This is a genomic window from Campylobacter sp. RM6914 (genome assembly GCF_004803835.1).
Classification (GTDB): Bacteria; Campylobacterota; Campylobacteria; order Campylobacterales; family Campylobacteraceae; genus Campylobacter_A; species Campylobacter_A californiensis.
Genome location: NZ_CP012545.1, coordinates 1,374,477 through 1,400,639 on the forward strand (window position 1 = coordinate 1,374,477; position 26,163 = coordinate 1,400,639).

24 protein-coding genes are annotated in these 26,163 nt (G+C 38.0%); 21 read left to right on the plus strand and 3 right to left on the minus strand.

Translation table 11 applies throughout. The annotated features are described in order from the left end of the window. From CCAL_RS07200 to pglJ, 9 genes are all read left to right on the plus strand, one after another. Complete coding sequence (locus tag CCAL_RS07200; protein ID WP_170016973.1) at positions 1 to 1,815, plus strand: heavy metal translocating P-type ATPase; 1,815 nt, start codon at positions 1 to 3, stop codon at positions 1,813 to 1,815. 59 nt (positions 1,816 to 1,874) lie between these two features. Beyond that, on the plus strand, positions 1,875 to 2,858 hold the full coding sequence (gene galE, locus CCAL_RS07205; protein WP_170016971.1) for a UDP-glucose 4-epimerase GalE: 984 nt from the start codon (positions 1,875 to 1,877) through the stop codon (positions 2,856 to 2,858). A 240-nt stretch (positions 2,859 to 3,098) separates the two neighbouring features. Further along, the gene (gene tviB, locus CCAL_RS07210; protein WP_170016969.1) at positions 3,099 to 4,334 is read left to right on the plus strand and encodes a Vi polysaccharide biosynthesis UDP-N-acetylglucosamine C-6 dehydrogenase TviB; all 1,236 of its coding nucleotides are present in this window, start codon (positions 3,099 to 3,101) and stop codon (positions 4,332 to 4,334) included. An 8-nt stretch (positions 4,335 to 4,342) separates the two neighbouring features. Continuing rightward, positions 4,343 to 5,863, plus strand: coding sequence for an MATE family efflux transporter (locus tag CCAL_RS07215; RefSeq protein WP_170016967.1), 1,521 nt, complete (start codon positions 4,343 to 4,345; stop codon positions 5,861 to 5,863). Further along, entirely contained in the window at positions 5,863 to 6,642 is a 780-nt protein-coding gene (locus CCAL_RS07220; protein ID WP_170016965.1) for a glycosyltransferase family 25 protein, read from the plus strand. Before CCAL_RS07215 ends, CCAL_RS07220 begins: the two co-directional genes overlap by 1 nt. Continuing rightward, positions 6,639 to 7,568 carry a glycosyltransferase family 2 protein gene (locus CCAL_RS07225; protein WP_170016963.1) on the plus strand — a complete coding sequence of 310 codons (930 nt, stop codon included), beginning with the start codon at positions 6,639 to 6,641 and terminating at the stop codon, positions 7,566 to 7,568. The genes CCAL_RS07220 and CCAL_RS07225 overlap by 4 nt, the downstream gene beginning before the upstream one ends. Further along, complete coding sequence (locus CCAL_RS07230) at positions 7,565 to 8,635, plus strand: glycosyltransferase (RefSeq protein ID WP_170016961.1); 1,071 nt, start codon at positions 7,565 to 7,567, stop codon at positions 8,633 to 8,635. Before CCAL_RS07225 ends, CCAL_RS07230 begins: the two co-directional genes overlap by 4 nt. Then, positions 8,636 to 9,682 carry a glycosyltransferase gene (locus CCAL_RS07235; RefSeq protein WP_170016959.1) on the plus strand — a complete coding sequence of 349 codons (1,047 nt, stop codon included), beginning with the start codon at positions 8,636 to 8,638 and terminating at the stop codon, positions 9,680 to 9,682. Beyond that, positions 9,679 to 10,788 carry an N-acetylgalactosamine-N,N'-diacetylbacillosaminyl-diphospho-undecaprenol 4-alpha-N-acetylgalactosaminyltransferase gene (gene pglJ, locus CCAL_RS07240; RefSeq protein WP_169938424.1) on the plus strand — a complete coding sequence of 370 codons (1,110 nt, stop codon included), beginning with the start codon at positions 9,679 to 9,681 and terminating at the stop codon, positions 10,786 to 10,788. The genes CCAL_RS07235 and pglJ overlap by 4 nt, the downstream gene beginning before the upstream one ends. Position 10,789: 1 nt before the next feature. On the opposite strand, the gene CCAL_RS07245 is transcribed toward pglJ, so the two are convergent. From CCAL_RS07245 to CCAL_RS07255, 3 genes are all read right to left on the minus strand, one after another. After that, complete coding sequence (locus tag CCAL_RS07245) at positions 10,790 to 11,908, minus strand: sensor histidine kinase (protein WP_170016957.1); 1,119 nt, start codon at positions 11,906 to 11,908, stop codon at positions 10,790 to 10,792. Continuing rightward, the gene (locus tag CCAL_RS07250) at positions 11,901 to 12,563 is read right to left on the minus strand and encodes a response regulator transcription factor (protein ID WP_170016955.1); all 663 of its coding nucleotides are present in this window, start codon (positions 12,561 to 12,563) and stop codon (positions 11,901 to 11,903) included. Before CCAL_RS07250 ends, CCAL_RS07245 begins: the two co-directional genes overlap by 8 nt. Positions 12,564 to 12,660: 97 nt before the next feature. Next, positions 12,661 to 13,131: a DUF1104 domain-containing protein gene (locus CCAL_RS07255; RefSeq protein WP_169938418.1), complete on the minus strand. Its 471-nt coding sequence runs from the start codon at positions 13,129 to 13,131 to the stop codon at positions 12,661 to 12,663. A 133-nt stretch (positions 13,132 to 13,264) separates the two neighbouring features. On the opposite strand from CCAL_RS07255, the gene CCAL_RS07260 reads away from it, so the two are divergent. The 12 genes from CCAL_RS07260 to ftsH all read left to right on the plus strand — a co-directional run bounded on the left by CCAL_RS07260 (position 13,265) and on the right by ftsH (position 26,151). Then, the gene (locus CCAL_RS07260; protein WP_170016953.1) at positions 13,265 to 15,382 is read left to right on the plus strand and encodes an STT3 domain-containing protein; all 2,118 of its coding nucleotides are present in this window, start codon (positions 13,265 to 13,267) and stop codon (positions 15,380 to 15,382) included. Between the two features lie 21 nt (positions 15,383 to 15,403). Continuing rightward, a complete protein-coding gene (locus tag CCAL_RS07265) occupies positions 15,404 to 16,519 on the plus strand; it encodes a glycosyltransferase family 4 protein (protein ID WP_172285123.1) in 1,116 nt (371 codons plus the stop codon). Then, positions 16,512 to 17,117 carry a sugar transferase gene (locus CCAL_RS07270; RefSeq protein WP_170016949.1) on the plus strand — a complete coding sequence of 202 codons (606 nt, stop codon included), beginning with the start codon at positions 16,512 to 16,514 and terminating at the stop codon, positions 17,115 to 17,117. The genes CCAL_RS07265 and CCAL_RS07270 overlap by 8 nt, the downstream gene beginning before the upstream one ends. Beyond that, positions 17,104 to 17,694, plus strand: coding sequence for an acetyltransferase (locus tag CCAL_RS07275; protein ID WP_169938412.1), 591 nt, complete (start codon positions 17,104 to 17,106; stop codon positions 17,692 to 17,694). Before CCAL_RS07270 ends, CCAL_RS07275 begins: the two co-directional genes overlap by 14 nt. Before the next feature lie 149 nt (positions 17,695 to 17,843). Beyond that, a complete protein-coding gene (gene pglE / locus CCAL_RS07280) occupies positions 17,844 to 18,935 on the plus strand; it encodes a UDP-N-acetylbacillosamine transaminase (protein WP_172285124.1) in 1,092 nt (363 codons plus the stop codon). After that, a complete protein-coding gene (gene pglF, locus CCAL_RS07285; RefSeq protein WP_172285125.1) occupies positions 18,936 to 20,717 on the plus strand; it encodes a UDP-N-acetylglucosamine 4,6-dehydratase (configuration-retaining) in 1,782 nt (593 codons plus the stop codon). It abuts the gene before it with no gap. A gap of 3 nt (positions 20,718 to 20,720) precedes the next feature. After that, positions 20,721 to 21,620 carry a PDC sensor domain-containing protein gene (locus CCAL_RS07290; protein ID WP_172285126.1) on the plus strand — a complete coding sequence of 300 codons (900 nt, stop codon included), beginning with the start codon at positions 20,721 to 20,723 and terminating at the stop codon, positions 21,618 to 21,620. Further along, positions 21,617 to 22,228 carry an imidazole glycerol phosphate synthase subunit HisH gene (hisH, locus tag CCAL_RS07295; protein ID WP_169938404.1) on the plus strand — a complete coding sequence of 204 codons (612 nt, stop codon included), beginning with the start codon at positions 21,617 to 21,619 and terminating at the stop codon, positions 22,226 to 22,228. The genes CCAL_RS07290 and hisH overlap by 4 nt, the downstream gene beginning before the upstream one ends. After that, on the plus strand, positions 22,228 to 22,938 hold the full coding sequence (gene hisA, locus CCAL_RS07300; protein WP_172285127.1) for a 1-(5-phosphoribosyl)-5-[(5-phosphoribosylamino)methylideneamino]imidazole-4-carboxamide isomerase: 711 nt from the start codon (positions 22,228 to 22,230) through the stop codon (positions 22,936 to 22,938). The genes hisH and hisA overlap by 1 nt, the downstream gene beginning before the upstream one ends. A gap of 64 nt (positions 22,939 to 23,002) precedes the next feature. After that, positions 23,003 to 23,368, plus strand: a complete 366-nt coding sequence (locus tag CCAL_RS07305; RefSeq protein ID WP_169938400.1) for a chemotaxis response regulator CheY — start codon at positions 23,003 to 23,005, stop codon at positions 23,366 to 23,368. Continuing rightward, positions 23,368 to 24,192: a 50S ribosomal protein L11 methyltransferase gene (locus CCAL_RS07310; protein ID WP_172285128.1), complete on the plus strand. Its 825-nt coding sequence runs from the start codon at positions 23,368 to 23,370 to the stop codon at positions 24,190 to 24,192. The genes CCAL_RS07305 and CCAL_RS07310 overlap by 1 nt, the downstream gene beginning before the upstream one ends. 15 nt (positions 24,193 to 24,207) lie before the next feature. Then, positions 24,208 to 26,151, plus strand: a complete 1,944-nt coding sequence (gene ftsH / locus CCAL_RS07315) for an ATP-dependent zinc metalloprotease FtsH (RefSeq protein WP_172285129.1) — start codon at positions 24,208 to 24,210, stop codon at positions 26,149 to 26,151. The last annotated feature ends 12 nt before the right edge of the window (positions 26,152 to 26,163 follow it).

Below are 26,163 nucleotides of genomic sequence, written 5' to 3' on the forward strand. Positions count from 1 at the left end.
ATGAGTTTAAAAACGGATAAAATTTGCATAGCGCTTAGCTTTTTACTTGTGATCTTTAGCTACTTTACACAAGAGATAGGTGTAAAAACAGCGCTTTTAGGCGTAGCCTTAATCATCGCGGGATACGAGATAATCTTTAAAGCGTTTAAAAGTCTAAAAAACGGCTTTAGCTTGGATGAAAATTTCCTCATGTCCATTGCATCTTTAGCCGCATTTAGCATAGGAGAGATGGTCGAAGCGGTAGCGATCTTGCTCTTTTATCGTATCGGCGAGGCGTTTGAGGACTACTCTCTTAACAGATCAAGACGTTCGGTGTCAAGTTTGGTTGATTTGGCTCCAAAACAGGCAAATTTAAAACAAAACGGCGAGATAACAACCGTAGATGTTCAAAGCGTCAAAGTCGGCGAAACCATAGTAGTTAAAGCTGGAGAGAAAGTGCCTATAGATGGCATTATAACTAGCGGAATAAGTCTTTTTAACACTGCCTCTATAAACGGCGAACCACTGCCTCTTGAGCTTGGCAAAGGAGACAAGATCACAAGCGGTTTTATAAATTTAAATGCGACAGTTGAGATAAAGACAACAAGCGAATTTGAAAATTCAGTTGTTAGTAAAATTTTAGATATGGTTGAAAACGCGGCGTTTAAAAAGTCAAAAAGCGAGAAATTTATAACAAAATTTGCAAGAATTTACACACCTATCGTGGTTGGTTTTGCCTTTGTCTTAGCGTTTATACCGCCTGTTTTATTTGGCGGAGACTTTAGCGAATGGCTAAAAAGAGGCATTATATTTCTAGTCGTCTCTTGCCCTTGTGCACTCGTTGTTTCAGTGCCTTTAAGCTTCTTTGGTGGCATAGGCGGAGCCAGTAAAAACGGTATCTTGATAAAAGGAAGTAGCTTTATAGAAACGCTATCTAAAGTCAAGCTCGTTGCATTTGATAAAACAGGCACGCTTAGCAAGGGCGAGTTTGTCCCTTATAAATTTAGCCCAACAAACGGATTTAGCAAAGATGAGCTTTTTAAATTTATCGCATTAGCCGAGAAAAACAGCATACACCCCATCGCTGTTTCTATCGTCAAAGCTTACAAGGAACCTCTTGATGAAAATTTGATAAAACACGTAAAAGAGTCTGCCGGTTTTGGCATTAGTGCGGTTATAGACGGCAAAGATGTTCTTGTAGGAAGCGCTAAATTTATTAAAGACTTTAACCCGCATGATACCGACGAAACAGCCGTTCATTTGGTAGTAAATAATTCATATGCCGGTTATATAAGTCTAAAAGACGAGCTTAGAAAAGAGAGTCGCAAAACCATAAAATGGCTTCATAAAAACTCTATAAAAACCGCAATGATAACGGGCGACAAAAAGGCTCCGGCTCTTGCGGTTGCGAATGAACTTGGGATTTCAAGCGTAAATTACGAGCTTTTACCTGATCAAAAAGTTAGTGTTTTTGAGAACTTTTTGGATAAAAAAGACAAAAACACAAGTATAGCCTACGTAGGAGACGGCATAAACGACGCTCCTGTTATAGCAAGAGCGGATGTTGGAGTGGCGATGCTTGGAACTGACGCTGCGATAGAAACTGCCGATGTTGTGCTTATGCATAACAACTTAGCCAAGCTAAAAACCGCGATACAAATTTCTAAAAAAACTATCGGCATAGCTAAATTTAATATCATTTTTAGCATCAGTTTTAAAGTTGGAGTTTTGATTTTGGCGATTTTTGGTCTTGCAAATATTCCTCTTGCGATATTTGCCGATGTTGGCGTAACTATAATCGCCGTTTTAAATGCCCTTCGAGCGTTTAAAATTTAATGAGATAAAACTTACTTTTAATCATTTTTTGGTAAAATACCCCCTAAAAAGGGGTAAAGATGAATATTTTAATTACCGGTGGAGCCGGCTATATCGGTTCTCATGTTTTAAAGGCGCTTTTAACCCAAGGCGGACATAAAATCACAGTCCTTGACAACCTCTCTAAAGGCTCTGCCGAAGCCTTGAAAACACTTAAGAAATTAGGCGAATTTGAGTTTGTAAACGCAAATTTAGAAGATGATTTAAGCGAAGTTTTCTCACGCGGTAAATTTGATGCGATAATACATTTCGCGGCATTTATAGAAGTTGCCGAAAGTGTGGCAAAACCGCTAAAATACTACCTAAACAACACTGCAAACGTGGCTAAAATTTTAACTTATTGCGATAGATTTGGTGTTAATAAATTTATATTTAGTTCAACTGCTGCTGTTTATGGAGAGCCCGAAGTTGGCGAAGTAACCGAAGAAAACCAAACCGCTCCGATAAATCCATATGGCATGAGCAAACTCATGAGCGAGCAAATCATAAAAGACTTTGCCGCTACAAACAAATACTTTAAATACGCCATTTTGCGCTACTTTAACGTAGCAGGAGCCGACGAAGAGGGACTTATCGGACAAAGGTATCCAAACGCAACCCATCTTATAAAAGTAGCCGTGCAAACCGCACTCGGTAAACGCGAAAGCATGTCGATATTTGGCGATGACTATCCTAGTAACGACGGCACTTGCGTGAGGGATTATATACATGTTAGCGACCTTGCGGATGCACATTTATCGGCACTTGAGTATCTTGCGCAAAACGGTAGCGAAGTGTTTAACGTGGGTTACGGACACGGTTTTAGCGTAAAAGAAGTTATACAAACTGCAAAAAAAGTAAGCGGGGTAAATTTCTTGGTAAATAAAGCTCCTAGAAGGGAGGGCGACCCTGCAATACTTATCTCAAACGCAACAAAGATCAGGACTAAGACAAACTGGAAACCAAAGAGAGAAAATTTAGAACTCATTATAAAAACCGCGCTAGAATGGGAAAAAAAGATTTAATAAATTTCAAAAGTGTTTTTGAAATTTTAAGAAATAGATATTTTAAAATTTGCGCTCTAAGTCAATTGCCAGTCTCTTTAAGAGTTAAGTAAAAGCTATTAAAACGTAGCTATAATGGGCAAAGTGGCATTAAAATATCTCAAAAATAGTTAGAATTTTAAAACTTAAATACGTGCAAAACGTTTTGATGTAAATTTTAAATTATAAATTTAATCGGCAAAAAGCCAAAAAGGAAAAATTATGAAAATAGCCGTTATCGGTCTTGGTTATGTGGGACTTCCACTTGCAGCTGCATTTAGCAAAAGATACAAAGTCAAAGGCTTTGACGTAAATGCCGCAAGGATAGACGAGCTTAGAAAAGCTCACGACCGCACGCTAGAACTTAGCCGCGAACAAATGGAAGAAGCGATACAAAACGGTATGGAATTTAGTCTAAATTTAGACGATATTAAAGACTGCAACTTCTACATCGTTACAGTGCCAACACCTATCGACAAAAATAACCGTCCCGATCTAACGCCTGTCGTAAAAGCAAGTCAAAGCGTGGCACAAGTCCTTAAAAAAGGCGACATCGTAGTATATGAAAGCACTGTTTATCCAGGTGTAACAGAAGAAATTTGTGTGCCGATACTAGAGAAAATTTCGGGGCTAAAATTTAACGAGGACTTCTTTTGCGGATACTCGCCAGAGCGAATAAATCCTGGTGACAAAGAGCATACCGTAACTAAGATCAAAAAAATCACAAGTGGCTCAACACCTCAAATCGCAGACAAAGTCGATGAAATTTACTCATCTATCATCACCGCTGGAACATACAAAGCAAGTAGTATCAAAGTCGCCGAAGCCGCAAAAGTTATAGAAAATACACAACGTGATATAAATATCGCATTTATCAACGAGCTTGCAATGATATTTGAACGCCTTAATATCGATACAAGCGAGGTTTTAAAAGCTGCCGGAACAAAATGGAATTTCTTAAATTTCCGTCCAGGACTTGTTGGAGGACACTGTATAGGTGTTGATCCATACTACTTAACACATAAAGCCCAAGAAGTCGGCTATCATCCAGAAATCATCCTTGCGGGTCGCCGTATAAATGATAACATGGGAAGGTATGTCGCGCAACGCGTGATTAAGATGATGATAAAAGACGGGATCTTAATCAACAAAGCACGTATCTTGGTTCTTGGTATCACATTTAAAGAAAATTGCCCGGACATCCGCAACTCTCGCGTTATAGATGTCATAGAGGAGCTTAAAGACTTTGGTTGCACCGTAGATGTGAGTGACCCTTGGGCGGACGCAAACGAAGTAAAATACGAATACAACCTAGAGCTTATCAAAGACTATGATACAAACAAATACGACTGTGTGGTATTTGCAGTCGCACATAACGAATTTAAAGAGTTAAAATTTAAAGATACTCTCGTTTTTGATATAAAAAATATCTACGAAAACGCAAACGAAAGACTTTAGGCTAAATTTTGGCGATAAATTTAATTAGCTCAATAATCGTCTTCATGGTCTCCATGGGGATAAATTTCTTCCTAACGCCATACATCCTAAAAAGCCTTGGAAACGAGGCTTTTGGCTTTGTAGGGCTTAGTAACGCCATAGTAAGCTATGCAGCCGTAATTACCGTGGCAATAAACTCTGTTAGCGGTAGATTTGTCGCTTACGAATGGCACAAAGGCAACTTAGAAAGAGCAAATTCTTACTACTCGTCTGTTTTGGCAGTAAATTTCATCTTCGCGCTATTTGTTGTCGTTGCAAGTGGAATTTTTATACTAAATTTAGACGTGATCTTAAATGTCCCAAGCCACCTTAAAACAGACGTAACCCTGACTTTTGTATTTTATTTTATAAATTTTTGTGTCGGACTTTTTAACGGTGTCATCACAGTTTGTGCATTTGTGCGAAACAAGCTTTATCTACTTTCTATTAGAAATGCCATTTCAAGTACGATACTAGCGACTTTGATAGTTTTACTGTTTTACCTGTTTTCAGCGATGATAACTTACATTGCTATCTCTGCACTTATCTCATCTATCTTTGTGCTTTTAAGCACAATTTATATGTCAAAACGCATAACACCCGAGCTTAAATTTGATCTTAAAATTTTTGATTTTAACAAGATAAAAGAGCTTTTAAACTCCGGAGTATGGAACAGTTTTAATGCATTAAACCGCATACTTTTAACCGGCATGGATCTTTTTATATGTAACATCTTTATAAACGCCTGGATGACGGGTATTTTAGCAACTGCCAAAGCCGCCCCAATAATCCTAGAAAGCTTCGTTGCCCAGCTTAGCTCGATCTTTTCTCCCAAATTTGTAGAATTTTACTCAAAAGGCAACATCTTAGCACTGATAAATGAAGCTAAATTTTCAATGCGAACGGTCGCGTTTATCATGAGCGCTCCGGCTGCATTTTTTGTTGTATTTGGACGTGACTTTTACTCGCTTTGGTTGCCGTTTAAAAGTGCCGACGAGATAACCCTAATATACAACTTAAGTATGATAACACTTGCGCCTATAGTCTTTATCAGTTATCTTTTTTCACTTTTTGGTATCGATAGCGCGACAAATAAACTTCGTCGTCCCGCCATAGCAAACACGATCTTAGGCGTTAGCACGATACTAGCGCAAATTTGTATTGTGAAATTTAGTGACTATGGAATTTATGGCATAGCTATCGTTGGAGCCGGTTTTTATTGCATTCGCATACTATTTTTCGACCTCATCAACGCGGCTTTAAATTTAGATGTTAAACTTACGACATTTTATGGGGTTTATCTTAGAAATTTAGCTCTTTTTGTCTTTGTTTGTATGATTTATTATGCTATTTCTAGGCTTGTAAGTATTCAAAGCTGGATCGACCTAGCATTTGCGCTTGTAGCACTTCTTGCATTTGGATACATTATAAATTTATTCTTGATATTTAATAAATTCGAACAACGTATCCTCATGAATAAAATTTTGGCAAAATTTAAAAGGAATTTATGATGAAATTTCCTATCTTTTTAATCTCTCTTCAAAAAGATAGCGCAAGAAGAGAAGTGCTTAAAAGCTTGTTTAAAAGTTACGATGAGTTTGTTTTAACTAGCGCCGTTGATGGACGCGAGATGAGCGCGAAAGAGTATTTTGCTTATGCCGATACCTCACTTAAAGCCTACGGCAAACTTCTAAGCCCCGCAGAGATCGGCTGTGCACTTTCTCACGCAAAAGCATATGAGGCATTTTTAGCCACAGATGCCAAACTAGCACTTATCTTCGAAGACGATGTTATGGGCGATGATAGCAAGATACAAAAAGCTTTTGAGTATGCAAAACTTTTACCACCAAACGGCATACTTATATGCGGTGGCACGGACGGTCTTGAGGGTAGATTTTCGGCATTTGGCAAATGCATAAAAAGAGGTGAAATTTCAGACGCTAAAGACGATACGCTATTTGAAGTCTCGCCAAATTCATACGGCGTGATATACCGAGCAACGGCATATATCCTAACTCGCAAAGCAGCCAAGGCTTTGCTTGAAACACACAAAAAGGCTGTTTGCGTGGCGGATTTATGGGGTTATTTGCTAAAAAGTAATAAATTAAAAATGTATTATGCCGATATTTTTGCACATCCACTTGACCTAACCAACTCCAACCTAGAAACAGAGCGACAAAAACGCGGATACAAACCAAGTTTTAAAACCTATCTAAATAGCTTAAAATTTATCATCTTGTCACGTTTTGATAGATTTATTTTGGGACATGAGAGGATATTTAAAAGATGAACGAAGTAAAAATAAGCGTTATCATCCCGACGTTTAACCGTCCCGAACTTTTAAAAAAGGCGCTAAGCTCGGCACTTAATCAAACTTATAAAAATTTAGAGATCATTGTTAGCGATGATGCAAATGATGAAACAGCAAAACAAATTTGCGAGAAATTTAGCGATAAAAGAGTAAGATACGTTAAAAATAAAACTCACGCCAAAAGCCCAAACGGCAACAAAAACAATGGCTTTGACAACGCAAGCGGCGAGTTTGTATGCATACTTGACGATGACGATGAGCTTTGTTTAGAGGCGATAAGTGAGTGCTTTAGCTACATCAAAGAGGGCTATAAATGTGTATTTGCAGACGGAGTGTGTGAGATAGACGGCAAGATCACAGATAAGATCGCGGGACGAAATCCATACCAAAACAGCTGCGAGATGAGCAAGATCGACTATCACTGCGGACGCATTACAGGGGAGTATTTTAAGCTATTTTCACGCGAATTTATAGAGGGATTTAGGTTTGACGAGAAGAGTTTTGGCGGCGAAAACGAGCTTTATATACGCTTTTTTGAAAACAGAGTTTTTTATCACAAAAAGCCTCTTTATATATACCGTATAAACCGAGCCGATAGCGCTACCACAAATGCCGACAAACACGCAAAAGGCGTGGCTTATGCCTACTTAAAAACTGCCAAAATTTGTCACGATATAGCCATAAAGCACAATCCCAAATTTCTTTGTTTGCAATATAAAAATGCCGCTTACTACGCAAAGATCGCGGGGGATTATAAGCTTATGCTAAGCTGTATCGCGCGTAGCTTCAAGATAAGCATTTGTAAAGAAAATTTAGCCTTTCTAGCAGTCTGTTTCTTGCCAAATTCAGCCATAAAATCACTCTCAAATTTTAGAGTATGGATTAAAAAAAGGTTTGGCGTATGAAAGTTTTATTTGTTGTCTCAACTTTAAGAGCAGGAGGCGCGGAACGAGTTTGCGCGCTTTTGGCATCTAAATTTAGCCTAGAGCACGAAAGCGTTTTGGTAAAATTTGACAAAGATGAGCCGTTTTATGAACTTCACGAAAATGTAAAGCTCATAAATTTAAACCAAGGCGTAGACGAGCTTGGAATTCTTGGTAACATAAAAAAACGTCTGGGTAAAATTTTTAGCCTACGACGCATAGTAAAAGAGGGAAAATTTGACGTCGTCATCTCCTTTTTAGATACTACGAATTTGCTGGTTTTATCAAGCACGTTAGGACTAAAAACTCCTGTAATAATCAGCGAACATACAAGCTTTGACAAGCTTTCTTCTAAGACGATAAAAACACTAAAACGCATACTCTATCCTCGTGCAAGTGCTTTAAGTGTCTTAACAAAAGCTGACGCAAAACTCTACGCCAAATACTGCAAAATCGTAAATGTGATACACAACCCGCTATTTATAAAACCAAATTTATCAAACACTAAAAAAGAAAATTTAGTCATATTTGTAGGGCGTTTGGTAGGTCTTAAAAACTGTGAAATGTTTATCGAAGTAGCAAAAAATTTAAACTCGAGTGGCTATAAATTTATAGTCGCAGGAGACGGCAATGAGAGAAAAAGGCTTGAGGACTTGTCAAATAAACTCGGAGCAGATGTCAAATTTTTAGGCAATGTTACAAACATCGGCGAACTTTATGCAAAAGCTAAATTTATACTCTCAACCTCTAAAGTAGAAGGACTTGGCAACACTCTAATCGAAGCTGTGGCATTTGACTGTGTAAGGATAGCAACCAAAACAAGCGGAGCATGCGAGCTCATAACAAACGGCTATAACGGAATTTTATGTGAAATTTCAAATTCTAAGGCTATGAGCGAGAGCCTAAAAAGTCTCATGAACGACGAGCAAGAGCAACGCAGACTAGCCACAAATGCAAGACTTGGACTTAATGAATTTAGTCTTGAAAATATCTATGAACGCTGGCTTTACCTTTTAAAAATGGCCGGCGTAAAAATACAAGGCGCATAAATGAAAATTTTATTTGTCATAGCAGCTCTTAGAAACGGTGGAGCAGAGCGCGTTTTGAGCATAGTCTCAAGCGAACTTGCCAAAGATAACGAAGTTTATATAGCAGTCTTGGAAGAAAATTTAGGACTTTACGAATTTAACTCAAATATCAAATTTATCTATCCTAAAATTTATGGCTCAAGCAGACTTCTTTCTAAGATAAAAAAAATTTTTGCACTACGTAAATGCTTTAAAGAGATAAATCCCGATGTCATTATAAGCTTTATCGACTGGACAAATGTAGCTTGTGTGGCGGCAAATTTGGGACTTGGATATAAACATATCGCAACAGAACATCACGCAAACGAGTATCTTACGTCGGCTAAATTTAGACTTATACGCGACCTTGCCTATAAGCGCGTTGACATGCTTAGTGTGCTTAGTAAAAGCGACTTTGAGTATTACAACTTCGTAAAAAACCGCACTATCTTGCACAATCCTTGTTTTTTAGCAAGTCCCATCTACTGCAAAAAAGAAAACATCATCTTAAGCGTTGGTCGTCTTGAAAAAGTAAAAGGATACGATGTGTATTTAGACGCCTTAAAAAAGGTACCAAAAGAGCTTTTAAACGGGTGGCGCATAGTTATAGCAGGAGACGGAAGTCTTAGAGGCAAGCTAGAACAAAAGGCAAAAGAATATGGCTTAGAGGTTGAATTTTTAGGTCATGTAAACGATGTTGCGCCGCTTTATGAAAAGGCTAAAATTTTTGTCATATCATCAAGAAGCGAAGGCCTTTCAAATGTCTTGATCGAAGCGGCAAATTTTAACTGTGCTCGCATCTCAAGCGATACCGTCGGCGCAAAAGAGCTTATAAGAAACGGCATAGACGGACTTATCTTTGAAAATCAAAACAAAGACGACTTAGCATTCATGCTTGAAGAAATTTTAAATGATGATAATTTACGCAAAAAAATCGCACAAAACGCCAAGGATAAAGTCGACGAATTTAGTGTAGCAAATATCATGAAAAAGTGGCGTAAAGTGATAGAAGAAACGGTAAAACAATGAAAAAATTATGTCTGTTTTTATACTCAATGGGTCCAGGAGGCGCAGAACGCGTGGTGTCAAATTTACTTCCTTATTTAAAGGAAAACTTTGAAGTCCATCTAGTGCTTATGAGCAATGTCATAGCCTACCCTATCCCAAGCGAAGTCAAACTACATTTTATAGAAAATTCAAATCCCTACGAAAACAAGATAAAAAAGCTTTTTAGGCTATTTTTTGCCTTGCCGATGCTAGCTTTTAAATTTAAAAAACTCTGCCTACAACTTAACATCGATACTTATTTTGTCCTGATGAATCGCCCATGTTATATCGCCTTGCTGGCTAGGATTTTAGGGCTTAAAGGACGCATGGTGATAAGTGAAAGGAGCTGTCCGTCCGTGATATACAAAAACGGCGTAAGCGGCTTTTTCAACCGAGTATTTATGAAAATTTTATATCCAAAAGCGGATTTGATACTAGCTAACGCAAAAGGAAATGCCGACGATCTGATACAAAATTTCGGCTGTGATAAGGCAAAGACAAAAGTTCTTTACAACGCTTTAAATTTAGATGAGATAAAAAAAGCTCAAAACGAGCCGCTAGAAAGTGAATTTAGGCCCTTTTTTATAAATATCGGACGTCTTGATAGCGGTAAAAATCAAGCCATGTTGATACGCGCTATAGCAAGCATAAACGACAAAAGAGCAACACTTGGCATACTGGGAAAAGGCGGGCTAAAAAACGAGCTTGCAAATTTAATAAAAGAGCTTAATGTAAGCAAAAGAGTAAGGCTTCTTGGCACAGATAAAAACCCATTTAAACATATCAAAAATGCATCGTGCCTGCTTTGCGCATCGCGTTTTGAAGGCTTTTCAAATGTGCTTATAGAAGCTTTAGCATGTGAAAAAACGATAATCACAACAGAACACAAAAGCGGTGCAAAAGAGCTTATCGGCGACGATGAGTATGGGATTTTAGTGCCGGTTGATGACGAAGACGCTATGCAAAAAGCAATGATAAAAGTGCTAAACGAACCTGAAATGAGAGCAAAATTTGAGGCAAAAGCCTATCAAAAAGCAAAAGAATTTGATAGCAGGAACATCGCAAACGAGCTTATGAGTTATTTGTAGATTATGCTTTAAATTTAACGATAAACTGCGTTTTGTCTTTATCGCTTGTGCAGTTTATCTTAAACCCAAGCTCGTCACAAAATTTTTTTACTAAATTTAGTCCTACGCCAAAGCCGCCGTTTCGCTTGTCAAACCTAGTATAAAGCTCAAAAATATGAGGCAAATTTTGCTTTGCTATGCCCTCGCCCGTATTTGAGATATTAAGACTATTTTGGCTTAAATTTAACTCTATTCTCCCGCCTTCGTTGCAGTATTTTACAGCGTTTGAGAGCAAGTTGTCGATGATTTTGCGAATTTTAAATTTTGAGGTTGTTAGCGTAAACTCATCAGTATTTAGGCTTAAGCTTATGCCTTTTGCATTTAAAGAAGTACCGAAATATTCAGCTCTTTCTTTAAGCATATCGGCTAAATTTACCTCTTGCACGCTCTCATCGGTTTTATTAAATTTAATCATCGCCAAGTCTTCATATAAATTTGAAAGTGTCATAGCTGCTGTTTTTATATTTGCAAGGTATTTTTCTGGGTTATTTTTAAAAAGCTCGATACTCATCAAGATTACGCTTAAAGGCGTATTTATCTCGTGCGTAGTATCTCGTAAAAATCCATCTAAAAACTCTATCTTCTCATAAAGTGGGCGCAAAGAAAGCCTTATGATAAGATAAGCGATAAGTAAGATCGCCGCTAGAATTCCAAGTGAAACAAACAAAATTTGCATCTTTAACGCAAGTAGTTTTTCGCCAAGACCCGTAGTTTTGATCGCTACAAAATACTCGTTTTTTCGCATCCTATCATGCAAAACAAACTGAGAAATCGCTTCATTTGCCTCGATATATCGTCTTGGTGTGCCTGGCTTTACGCGAAAATCCTCTTTTACAATCTCTTGCGTTTTTAAATTTACGACAAAGGCTAAAATTTCACTAAAATCCTCCCTAGTAAGCTCTCCACTAAATTGCAACTTCATATGCAAGTCACGCCTTAGTTCTCTCATATCAAAGGAGTCTTTGTCTATTATAAAATGCTTCTCTCTTTCGTAAAACACATAGCCAAAAAACGCCAAAAAAGCCGTACTGGTTAAAAAATAAAGTAAAAAAATAGGCAAAATATGGCGATTTTTAGACATACTTATATCCTAGTTTTGACTGGCTTTTTATGCACTCTTTGCCTAGAATTTTACGGAGTTCGGCGATATAAACTCGCAAACTCATCTCGCTTGGATTCTCATTGTATTCCCAAATTTCTGAGAAAATTTCCTCGTGAGTTACAAATTTATCACGATTTTTAAGAAGTAAATTTAAAAGTCTTGATTGTTTTTTTGCTAAAGCCACCGGGTTATCGCCCTCATATAAGACACCTTGTGTCATATCAAAGCTAAATTTATCGCTAAGTTTAATGAAATTTTGCGTGTTGTGGACAAAACTTCGTTTTAAGATATTTTGTACTCTTAAAAGTAGCTCTTTTAGTTCGAAAGGCTTTTTTATGTAATCATCACATCCGCTTAAAAAGCCCGATTGAACATCGTTTATGGTGTTAAGCGAAGTAGTAAATATACAAGGTGTAGTTTGGCCTGATGTGCGTAGTTCTTTTAAAAGCTCAAAGCCGTTTCCGCCGATAATCTTCACATCAAATATCCAAAGGTCAAAGTTGCTTTCATAAGCAAGGCTAAGCGCTTCATCGTAGCTTTTTACGCCTTTTACTTCAAAATTTTCACCACTTAGATACTCACACATCATATCAAGCAGCATCGTTTCGTCTTCTACGATCAAAATCCTAGCCAAACTTTTTCCTTAAAATTTATATTGCAGATATTATCTATTTTCATTTTAACAAGAGTTAAATTCGGCCTCTTTACGAAGCCGAATTTATAAGTTTTGCCTATTTTGGCTCAAGAATTTCACCTCTTAATCTACCCATGCCTCTAGCAAAACCATCACAACATCCACTCATTCTCATACCGCCGTCTTTCCATCTGCCGCCCATTCTCATGTCGCAATTACCTCGGCCCATTCCCATACCGTAAAGCCCCATGCCTCTTGCTTCTTTGACGCTTAAGGCGTCAATTTTATTGCCAAAAGAGTCTCTAAAGTCCCTCATAAATTTATCTCTATCTTCAGGTTTCATTTTTGACATCTTTTCATACATCTTGTCATGAAAACCGCCTCTTATGTCCATCGCCTCACGATGAAGTTTGCCCACTCTTTTGTGAATTTCAAAAGATATCTCGCCAAGCGTTTTTGCATCGCTTGTGGCTATCATCGCATATAACTCGTCGTTTGTGTTTTTCTCAAACGGTGCTGCAAATACACTACCTGCGACCAACATTGCCGCTAAAACTAACTTTTTCATTTTATCTCCTTTGAAAAATTATAAGTGTATTATAAATTTAAAACGTGAAGCATTTGTTAAGTAAATTTCACTCATAAAGCTAAATTTGTATAAATTTTCATTATAATAAAGTCTTTATTTCAAAAGAGAGAATATGAATAAAATTTTAGACTTTATTAAAAATTTCCATCTTTCCAAGCAGCTATTTTTATTAATTTTTCTTGCTTTTTGCCTTAGCGTTATAGCAAGACTTTACTGGGTATTTTGGGCAAGTAGTTTTGTTGGATTTTTCCACAACAACGAACTGATGATAAGCACAAACGATGGCTATGCGTTTGCCGAGGGCACCAGAGATATGCTTGCTGGTTTTCATCAACCAAATGACCTAAGCTACTTTGGCTCGTCGCTTTCGACACTTACATTTTGGATTGTCAAACTTTTTGACCTTAACATAGAAAGCGTCATGATCTATCTAAGCGTTATCTTAAGCTCGCTAGTTGTCATCCCTATCATATTAATCGCACGCGAATACAACGCGCTAAAAGCTGGCTTTATCGCGGCACTTTTAGGCTCTGTGGCAAACAGCTACTATAACCGCACGATGGCTGGGTATTATGATACCGATATGCTTATTATCGTGTTTGGAGTGTTTTTGATATGGGGTGTTATAAGGGTGCTTGAGAGTAAAGACGCAAAAAGCCTCATCATCGCCCCCATTACCATCCTAGCCTATATGTGGTGGTATTTAAGCGCCTTTTCACTCATAGCAGCGACTACTATTTTACTAGCTTTTTACACGCTTGTATTTGATAGAAAAAACGCTCTAAACTACATACTTATCGCATTCATGCTACTGGCGATATCAAATTTTGACCAATACGCAAAATTTGCTTTGATTTTGGCGATCTATCTTGTGATTTTATTTAAAAAAAGCCTTTTAACTCTTAAAATTTCGATCGCCATTTTAGTTGGAGCATTTGCCTTTTTTGCGATAAACGGAGGTCTTAATCCAATAATCTTTCAGCTAAAGTTTTATGTGTTTAGAAACGTTAGCGAACTTTCGAATTTAAGCTTTCATTATTTTAACGTAAACCAAACCATACAAGAGTCAGGCATCGTCGATCTAGTGCTATTTTGCGAGCGCATAAGCGGTCATGTTTTGACATTTGCGGTTTCACTTTTTGGCACACTTTTACTTTGTATAAAAAAGCGTTCATTTATAGTTGCTTTGGGTATGCTTTTGCTGGGATTTTTAGCGCTTAAAGGCGGACTTAGGTTTACGATTTATGCAGTACCTGTCATGGCTATAGGTTTTGGATATGTCATAGTTTTTGTTCTTGAAAAGCTTAAATTTTCAGGAATTTTATTTAAAACCGTCTATATTTTTATAGCCGTTTTATCGCTTTATCCTGTAGCAACTCACATTTATAACTATAAAATTTCGCCCGTTTTTGATGCAAAAGAGGTTCGAGTGCTTGATGAGTTAAAACGTATCTCAGGGCGTGAGGATTATGTTTTGACTTGGTGGGATTATGGTTATCCTATAAGGTATTACAGTGATGTTAAGACCTTGATAGATGGCGGAAAACACCTTGGAAGAGATAACTTTGCAGTTAGTTTTGCACTTGGCGAAAACCAGACAAGCTCAGTCAATATGGCTCGTCTTGAAGTTGAATATACAGAGCGAAATTTCAACGAAAAATTTGGCGCAAATTTAAACCAAATTTTAAAAGAATATGAAAGCCAAGATGTGAATTTATTTTTAAATTCACTTAACGATAAAAGCTTTAAACTACCAAAAAAAACGCGTGAAATTTACTACTATCTACCGGAGCGCATGCTAAATATCTTCCCAACGATCTTGCAGTTTTCAAGACTTGATCTAAAAACAGGACAAAAATGGAACGATCCTGTATTTTTTACGACAAAATACTTTAGGCAAGACAGCGATAAAATAGCACTTGCAAACGGTATAACAATCACAAGCGACATGAGAAATATAGTAGCCGGCAACAACAAGATCCAAGTAAATAGCTTTTTAGAAACAAAATATAACGAAAACGGCAAGCTTGAAGTAACTGAATACAACTTTGATACGAATGCAAAAATTTATATCATTTTCATGCGTGACTACGGACGTTTTTTGGTAATTGACGAGAGTATGTTTAACTCTGTTTTTATCCAGCTTTTTGCACTTGAAAGATATGACGAAGAGCTTTTTGAGCCGGTTATATTAGATAGTGCAACTAAAATTTATAGGTTGAAGAAATGATTTTTAATAAGGTTTTATCTCGTGGCTAGGATAGGTTTTCTTTCGCATGCCGATATGAGCATTTACTATTTTAGAAGCCCAATAATGCGTGCTTTGCAAGATTTGGGACACGAGGTCTTTGCTATCTGTCCAAAGGGCGAATATGTAAAAAGGCTTGAAGCGGAGTTTAAGTGCGTTACTTATGAGCTTGACAGGGCTAGTATAAATCCGCTCACCGTCGTTTCAAACTCAAACAAACTAAGTGAAATTTTACAAGATCTAAATTTAGACCTGCTTCAAACTTCGGCTCATAAATCAAACGTTTTTGGCACGTTTGCCGCTAAAAAAGCAAGCATAAAACGCGTGATAAATTTAGTTGAGGGGCTTGGAAGCTTTTATATAGATAACGACTTTAAAACGCGAATAGTGCGTAAAACGATCGAGACTTTATACAAGCGCGCCTTAAATTTAAGCGATGCGTGTATATTTGTAAATGAGGCCGATCCCAAATATTTTTTAGATCAAGGCATAATTAGTGCGGAAAAAATCATCAAAATCAAAAGCGTGGGCGTGGATACGCGTAAATTTGATCCAAATTTGATCCAAAATGCAGATTTGGGCGATAAAAAAGTCGTTTTGATGATAGGACGTGCGATGTGGCATAAGGGCGTGAGAGAATTTTACGAAGCGGCGGAGCTTTTGAAGGAGCGCAAAGACTGCAAATTCGTCTATGTCGGAGAGGGCTTTGATGGTAACAAAAGCACGGCTGATACGGCATTTTTAAGAGACGGAAACGTAAAATATCTAGGCGCAAGAGATGACGTGGCGCAGCTTCTCAAAGCTTCATATATGCTTGTGCTTCCAAGCTATCGCGAGGGCTTTCCGCGCACGATTTTAGAGGCTATGAGTATGGGGCGCAGCGTTGTGGCAAGTGATGTGGCTGGATGTAATGAAGCTGTAATAGATGGCTTTAACGGGCTACTTTGTGAGATGAAAAACTCTGCTGATTTGGCTAAAAAGATAGAAATTTTGCTAGATGACGAGAGTATGGCAAAGCGTTTTGGCGAAAACGGACGAAAGCTTGCGGTGGCTGAGTTTGACGAGCGAGAGATCGCTAAAAAATATATTGAAGTTTATAGGAAATTTATCGATGTATAGGGCGTTTTTTAAGCGGTTTTTAGATGTTTTGGGGGCTTTGGTGCTTATAGCTTTGACACTTCCTATTGTAGTCGTGGTATGGATTTTGATAAAAATTAAGCTCAAAACCGATCCGATTTTTACGCAAGATAGGCCGGGACTTAACGGCAAAATTTTTAAAATTTATAAATTTAAGTCAATGAGCGATGAGAGGGATGAAAACGGCGAACTCTTGCCCGATGAGTTTCGCCTAACTAGCTTTGGCAAGCGCATAAGAGGGCTAAGCCTAGATGAGCTTCCACAGCTTTTTAACGTGCTAAAAGGCGACATGAGCTTCATCGGACCTCGACCACTTTTGGTTGAATACTTGCCGCTTTATAGCACCGAGCAAGCCAAACGCCACGATGTGAGGCCAGGTATCACGGGACTTGCGCAGGTAAATGGCAGAAATGCGATAAGCTGGGAGGAGAAGTTTAAATTTGACACCTTTTACGCCCAGAATTTAAGCCTTAAAATGGACGTGCAGATTGCACTTTTAACCATAAAAAAAGTGATAAAAAAAGAGGGCGTAAGTAAAGAGGGTATGGCTACAACGGAGAAATTTAATGGCAAGAACTAGCCAAATTTACATCTATGGCGCTTCGGGACATGGGCTAGTCATCGCAGATATCGCACAAGCTGTTGGATATGAGAAAGTCGTCTTTTTAGACGATAAAAACGAGATCAAATTTCACCCAAATTTGCCAAAAGCCGACATCGTCATCGCAATAGGCAGCAACCAAACAAGAAAGACCGTAACCGCACGCGTAAAAAAAGCTGGATTTAACGTAGTAAGTTTGGTTCATCCAAGTGCGGTTATAAGCCCAAGTGCGGTGATAAAAAGTGGCGTGGTAGTCATGTCAAATGCCGTGATAAACGCGGGTGCTGTTATCGGTGAAGGAGCTATCATAAATAGCGGTGCGGTAGTAGAGCATGAGTGTATGATAGGCGAATTTGCGCATATTAGCCCAAACGCAGCTTTGGCTGGAAACGTGAGTGTTGGCGAGTTAACTCATATTGGTATCGGCACTAGCGTGATACAAGGTATTATTATCGGCAAAGAGTGCATTATAGGAGCCGGAAGTGTAGTAGTAAGAGATATATCAAACAAAGTAAAAGCTTACGGTGTGCCGGCAAAAATAATAACCAAAATTTAAACATATCAAAATCACATGCAACAATCGTCATTAAGGTATCCATCAAATAAAAGCATAAAAATTAAAAATACATATCAAATTTCATCAAAATAACTTAAGATTAAAAAATAAGTGCTAAAATCAAAGCTATTTTATCTATAAGGTCAGAAATGGACAGGGTTTTTTTATCTCCGCCAAATATGAGCGGACGTGAACAAGAGTATATAAACGAAGTTTTTAAAAGTAATTACATCGCTCCGCTTGGAGAATTTGTAAATAAATTTGAAAATAGTATAAAATCCTACACGTCTACAAAAGACGCGTTAGCGCTTAGCTCAGGCACTGCAGCGCTTCACCTAGCTCTTAGAACGCTTGGCGTAACGCAAGGTGACATTGTTCTTGCATCAAGCTTTACCTTTATGGCGTCGGTATCTCCGATACTTTACGAAAAGGCCACTCCTGTTTTTATAGACTGTGACGAGAGCTGGAATTTAAGTCCCGAACTTCTTAAAAAAGCCATAGTAAATTTACCCAAAAGGCCAAAAGTGCTTGTGCTAACTCACCTTTACGGTCAAGCTTCAAAGATGAATGAAATTTGTGAAATCTGCCAAAACGAAGGTATCGCGCTCGTAGAAGATGCAGCCGAAGCGCTTGGAGGTTTTTACAATGGTAAAGCACTTGGAACATTTGGCATACTTGGAGCATATAGTTTTAACGGCAACAAGATCATAACGACTTCGGGTGGCGGTATGCTTGTAGGAGATGAAAATTTAGTTGAAAAGGCTAGATTTTACAGCACGCAAGCACGAGAGCCTTTGCTTCACTACGAGCATAAAGACTACGGATATAATTATCGTCTAAGCAATATCCTAGGCGCAGTAGGCGTGGCACAGATGGAAGTTTTAGAAGAGCGCGTAAAAGCCAAACGAGCCGTTTTTGAAATTTACAAAAACGAGCTTGTCAATGAGCTTGAATTTATGCCCGAGCTTGAAAATTCTCGTGGCAACAGATGGCTTACGACAGGTGTGTTTAAAGAAAAAGGCGCACATATACGCGTGATAGAAGCCCTAGCTAAACAAAATATAGAGAGCCGTCCACTTTGGAAGCCTATGCACATGCAACCTGTATTTAAAGGCGCTTTAAGCTTTACAGACGGAACTAGCCAGGAGTTATTTGAGAGGGGAATTTGTCTTCCAAGCGGCTCATGTCTAAAACCACAAATTCAAGAACGCGTCATCAAGATCATAAAGGAAAATTTATAGATGTTTCAAGCAACAAAGCTAAAACGACTTATATTTTTCCTGCTTGCCGACACGATCATCTTTATAGTCTCTATCTACATCGCTTATCTTTTAAGATTTAGCGGAAATATCCCTGAAATTTACTATCAGGGGTTATTTATCACGATGATCTTTTTAGTTGGTCTTAAACTTTCTTTTATGTGGATGTTTAAAATTTATAAGGTTCCTTGGAGATTTTTTGGGCTAAATGAAGCGCGTAAAATTTTTCTAGCGCACATATGTGCTACCGTGATTTTTAGTGTTATTTATTTCATCATTCAAGACTATCTCAAGCCTTATCCGCAAAGCGTCGTTTCTATCGATCTTTTGATATCATGCCTTATGGTCGGTGCTTTAAGAATTTCAAAACGTATGTTTCTTGACTTTTCAAACAAACCGCACAAAGGAGAACCTTGTATCGTCTTTGGCGCAACAACAAAGGCTATACATGTTCTAAACGGTCTTAAGCAGGGCTATCTTGACTTTTATGCAGTTGGCGTAGTCGATGGAAGAAGCGATCTTATAGGAACTTATTGCGATGGATTTTTAGTGCAGGACAAAGATGAAATCCCGGCTATCATCAAAGAATACAACGTAAAAACGGCGATCATCGCTCTAGCACTTAATCAAGATGATTTACAAGTTGTGTTTGACGAGCTTACAAGATACGGTATACGCGATGTCAAACTCTTTTCTTTAGTTGAAAAAGACCCAATAAAAGACATCTCTATTGAGGATTTACTGGCAAGAAAGCCAAAAGACCTAAACCCGGAAATAATAGCAAATTTTTTAAAAGATAAAGTCGCTCTTGTAACCGGAGCTGGCGGAAGTATCGGTAGTGAGATATGTAAACAATGCCTAAAATACGGCGTAAAACAGCTTATCATGGTAGAACACAGCGAATTTAATCTATATAAAATCGCCGAAGACACACACGATAGCAGAACCGTAAGCAGACTTGTCAATATCACAAACGAGCAGGATTTTGAAAGTATTTTTGAGGAATTCAAACCTCAAATCGTAATCCATGCAGCAGCTTATAAGCATGTTCCTCTTTGCGAGTTAAACCCGCGTTCAGCCGTAGAAAACAACATCGTTGGCACAAAAAATGTTATAGACTTTTCTAAAAAACACGGCGTTAAAAAGGTTGTTATGATCTCGTCTGATAAGGCGGTGCGTCCAACAAATATCATGGGAACAACAAAACGAGTCTGCGAACTTTACGCTTTAAATTCTAACGAGCAAGGGGTTTGCGAGATAGTTTGCGTTCGTTTTGGTAACGTGCTTGGCTCATCAGGCTCGGTTATACCTAAATTTAAAGCTCAAATCGCCGCAAACAAACCTCTAAGCGTCACACATCCGGACATAACACGCTATTTTATGCTAACATCAGAAGCTTGCCAGCTTGTACTTCAAGCCGCTTCTATCGCTAAAGGAGGCGAGCTATTTGTGCTTGACATGGGTGAGCCTGTTAAGATAGTTGATCTTGCCAAAAAGATGCTTCTTTTATCAAACAAAGAGCATTTAGGGATCGAATTTGTCGGACTTAGGACGGGTGAGAAATTATATGAAGAGTTACTTATCAACAAGGATGACGTGCAGACTAAATTTGAAAGCATTTTTGTTACACACTCAGAGCCTTATGATTTAGAGCTTTTAAATAAACAAATTTCAGAGCTTCTTACGCTTGAAGGAGACAAGGTGGCAGCCGCACTTAAAAATATCGTTCCAGAATTCAACCACGCTTTAAATTTAAAAGGATAAAAATTGGTCATAAAAGACATACAACGTTTTAGCGATATCAGATACAAGGCTCGCGCTTATGTCTGTTATTTGTTTAATAGAAATTTGCCAAATCACCTACCAGGCGTCTCTCTTGAAAGCCTAAAAAACGGACTTGAAGAGATAGCACATGAGATTTCAAATTTTGATGCTTACTACATACTTGACGAAAACGGCACTCAGATCGAAGATAGCGTCAGTATAAATTTGGACATTACTGCAAGCGGAGCCAGTAAAAGTCGTATCAATAACGCCTACTATTACCGCGCCGTTAGAGAGAAGAGATTTACACTAAGTGACCCATATCCTTCAAATTTAAATGGAGAGCTTTGCGTGACAGCTAGTGCGCCGATTTATAACGATAAAGACGAGTTGAAATTTATTGCCTGCGTTGATATTTCATTAGAAAATCTTCTAAAAATAACCGATACAGGCACTTTGGAAAATTATTTTGGTAGATTTTTAAAGTGTATTTATACGCTTTTTTGTGCAGCGCTTTTTATGATATGCGCGTTTTTATTTGGCTATGCGGTTAAAAGTTTTGTATCAAAAAGTATCGAACACATCGATGTTAGCGAGATATTTGAGTCAACCATCATCCTAACTCTTGCCCTTGCTATATTTGACCTTGTTAAGACGATATTTGAAGAAGAAGTCATTGGTAAAAGCCACTCGGAAGATACGCTTTTGTATAAAACGATGGTTAGATTTATCGGCTCAATTATAATTGCACTCGCGATCGAAGCATTGATGCTTGTGTTTAAATTTGCTATCACATCACCAGAAAGTATCATCAACGCCATATACCTAATAGGCGGTGTTGCGCTATTAATGATCGCTTTAAGCATATATCTACTAAGCGTAAAAAGGCAAAGATCGCAATGATTGGTATTATTGACTACAAAGCAGGAAACATACAAAGCGTTATAAATGCATTTGCCAAGGTCGGAGCAAGCTGCAAGCTAGTAAGCCAAGCAAACGAGCTTAAAAACTACGATAAGGTTGTTTTGCCAGGAGTTGGGGCATTTGCCGAGGCTATGGATAGGCTAAAAGATGCAAATATGCATACGGCAATACATGAATTTATACTTACCGGCAAACCTTTTTTAGGAATTTGTCTAGGCATGCAACTTTTATTTGAACAAAGCGACGAATTTGGTGTTACTAACGGACTTGGGCTTATAAAAGGCAAGGTTGTCAAATTTGATAAAGCTAAATTTTCAAGCCCTTTAAAAATACCTCATGTTGGCTGGAATACCATAAATTTCACCAAAAAAACACCGATAAATCAAGGGCTAAAAGAGCTTGAGTATCTTTATTTTGTCCATAGTTTTCATGCTATTTGCCAAGATGATGCGGTGCTAGGAGAGAGTGAATACGGATACAAATTTGTCTCTGCCGTAGCCAAAGATAACATATACGGCTTTCAACCACATCCAGAAAAAAGTCACAATGTAGGGCTTAAAATTTTAGAAAATTTCAAGGAGCTTTAATGCAAATTTTTCCTGCGATAGACCTAAAAGAGGGTAAGGCGGTTAGACTTAGCAAAGGACTTATGCAAAGTGCAAAAATTTACTCCGATAACCCACAAGATCTTGCAAAACAGTTTCAAGACATGGGGGCAAAATGGCTTCATGTGGTTGATCTTGATGGCGCATTTGCCGGCGAAACGATAAATTTTAAAACGATAGAAAGCATAGTACAAGCTACAAATTTAAATGTCCAAGTAGGCGGTGGCATACGCGACGAAGAACGTATAAAAAAATACCTAGATCTTGGAGTAAGTAGAGTTATCTTAGGCTCCATAGCGCTTAAAGATCCTGACTTTGTGCGTAAAATGGCAAAATTTTACCCGGTTGTTGTAGGCATAGATGCCAAGGACGGCTATGTGGCGATTGAAGGATGGGCGGATGTATCAAGCGTAAAAGCAACCGACCTTGCAAAAGAATTCGCAAACGCCGGAGTAAAAGCGATAATTTGCACCGATATCAACAAAGACGGCATGCTTAGTGGCGTAAATGTTGATTTCACACTTAAAATCGCACATGCAAGCGGCATAGAAACGATAGCCAGCGGAGGCGTAAGCTCAATGGATGATATTCTAGAGCTTAAAAAAACTTCGCTTATCAGTGGAGTTATCGTAGGCAAGGCATTTTACGAAGGCAAAATCGACCTAAAAGAGGCATTTTTAAAAGTTTTATAAAATTTAAAGCTTTAATCAATATAAAATTTGTTACAATAAAGCATTTTCTATAAAAGGACATTGTGTGAAAATATTAGTTGTAGACGACAGCTCGACTATGAGAAGAATTATAAAAAACACCCTTCAAAGACTAGGACATAACGATATTTTGGAGGCTGAACACGGCGCTGAAGCATGGAGTATTATGGGACAGCACAGCGACATAAATGTGTTAATTACCGACTGGAACATGCCTGAAATGAACGGTCTTGAGCTTGTAAAAAAAGTTCGTGCAGAGGCAAAATACGTAGATATGCCTATCATAATGGTAACAACCGAAGGTGGTAAAGCAGAGGTTATTACTGCACTAAAAGCTGGTGTAAACAACTACATCGTTAAGCCTTTTACTCCACAAGTTTTAAAAGAAAAACTCGAAGACGTTCTTGAATAATGAAAGATAAATTCTATGAATTAAGCATAAAAAGCTCTAATTTTTATGATGAAATTTTAGAGCTAGTGTTTTCTTTTGGGATTACCTGTGTTGAAGAGCGTGAAAATGAGATTATTATCCGCGACGAAGACGATCTAAGTCAGATACAATGGGGCATAGAACAATATGTCTCAAAACTTTGCGATACACTAAATATCAAAAACGACCTACAAATTTCATTAAATTTAAAAGAAAATAAAGACTGGATAAACGAATACAAAAGTGGGGTAAAACCCGTTTTATTGGGTGAATTTTATATACGTCCGAGTTGGGAAGAAGCAAAAGAAAACGCAAAAAATATCATAATAGACCCTGCCCTAGCCTTTGGTTCAGGACACCATGAAAGCACCAGCTCTTGCATAATGTTTTTACAAAAATACGCAAAAGACGAAATGAAAGCGATGGACGTAGGATGTGGGAGCGGGATTTTAAGTATCGCACTAACTAAAATAGGCTGTGTTGTCGATGCTTGCGACACAGATGAACTTGCAGTGCAAAGCACTCTACAAAATGCCAAACTAAACAACGCCGACATAAATAAAATTTGGACCGGATCTATATCAAATTTAAATACAAAATACAACATCGTTGTGGCAAACATTATTGCAGATGTTATTTTTATGCTAAAAAATGATTTAAAAAATATTTTAGAAAATAATGCATACTTAATACTTTCAGGTATCTTACAAAAATACGAAGATAGGATACTACAGAATTTTGCCGACCTTAAGCTTATTGAGAAAAAACAACTCAATGACTGGGTTAGCTTCGTCTTTCAAAAGTAAAATTTAAGGGAAATAATGAGTCAAAACAACCAAAATAAAAATCAAAATAATAACAACGGCGGATTTTTTAATAAAAATCCAATATTTATATTTGCTATTTTTGCCATCGTCATCGTCCTTGCTTTTAGAGGATTAACCGGCGATAGCATGGGAACACTTGGCGAAGGCTCCATGAATGCAACAAAAAATATTTCGTATTCGGAGCTTAAAGAGCTAGTTTCAAGTAAACAAATTTCAAGAGTTGAAATTTCAGAAACCGCGATACGTGCACTTGGATTAAACCAAAACATTTATGTGACTAAACGTATTCACTCAGATCCAACCTTCATACCACTTCTTGATGCGACAGGAGTTGAGTACAAGGCATATAGTGAGACAAATTGGTTTGGTGAATTGCTGTTTTCATGGGTTTTACCTGTCTTTATATTTTTTGGCATCTGGATGTTTCTTGCAAGCCGTATGCAAAAAAATATGGGTGGTGGAATTTTAGGCATAGGAAGCGCAAAAAAACTTATAAATTCAGAAAAACCTAATGTCAAATTTGACGATGTAGCAGGCGTTGAAGAGGCAAAAGACGAGGTTGTTGAGATTGTTGATTATCTTAAAAATCCTGACAAATACCTACGTCTAGGAGCAAAAATTCCAAAAGGAATTTTACTTGTAGGACCTCCTGGTACAGGTAAGACTTTACTTGCTCGTGCAGTTGCAGGAGAAGCTGACGTACCATTCTTCTCAATATCGGCGTCAAGCTTTATAGAGATGTTTGTCGGCGTTGGCGCAAGTAGAGTTAGAGATCTTTTTGAAAGTGCTAAAAAAGAAAGTCCTGCGATAGTTTTTATAGATGAGATAGATGCTATCGGTAAAAGTAGAAATTCAGGACCTATGGGCGGAAACGACGAGCGTGAACAGACTTTAAACCAACTACTTTCAGAAATGGACGGCTTTGATGCAGATAAGCTTCCTGTTATCGTTATAGCCGCAACAAACAGACCTGAAGTACTTGACGCAGCACTTTTGCGCCCGGGTCGTTTCGATAGACAAGTTCTTGTTGACAAACCGGACTTTAAAGGCAGGATTGACATCTTAAAAGTTCATATGAAAGATGTTAAGATAGCAAAAAATGTCAATCTTGAAGAGATAGGTCGCCTAACCACGGGCTTAGCCGGCGCAGATTTGCAAAATATAATTAATGAAGCCGCTCTTTTGGCTGGTAGAAACTCAAAAACCGAAGTCGAGCAATCAGACCTAATAGAAGCTGTTGAGCGCTCCATAGCGGGACTTGAGAAAAAATCACGCAGGGTAAATGCAAAAGAAAAACGTATCGTAACTTATCATGAATGCGGACATGCGCTTATCGCCGAGGTTACAAAAGGCGCAAAAAGAGTTACAAAAGTTTCAGTAGTGCCTCGCGGACTAGCGGCACTTGGCTATACACTAAATAGACCGGAAGAAAATAAATTCCTCATGCAAAAACATGAGCTTATAGCAGAGGTTGATGTACTTTTAGGTGGAAGGGCGGCCGAAGAGGTCTTTATAAAAGAAATTTCAACAGGTGCTAGCAATGATCTCGAGCGTGCGACCGATATATTTAAGTCAATGATAAGCATGTATGGCATGAGCGAAGTAGCAGGTCTTATGGTGCTTGAAAAACAACGCAATAACTTCCTAGGCGGACAAACTATAAAAGATTATAGCGATAAAACCGCACAGCTAGTAGATGATACTGTTAAAAACATGCTAAATGAGCGATACAATGCCGTTTTAGATACGCTTCGCACATATAGCGGTGCGATCGAAAACATGGTAAGTGCACTTTACGAAAGTGAAACCATCGAGGGCGAAAAAGTTAGAGAGATAATTAAAAATTTCGAAGAAGAAAACGGACTTGAGACTAGACTTGTTGAAGATGAAATCAAAGAAGAAATTCATATAAATGACGAGTCGCAAGATAAAAACTAGGATACAAAAGAG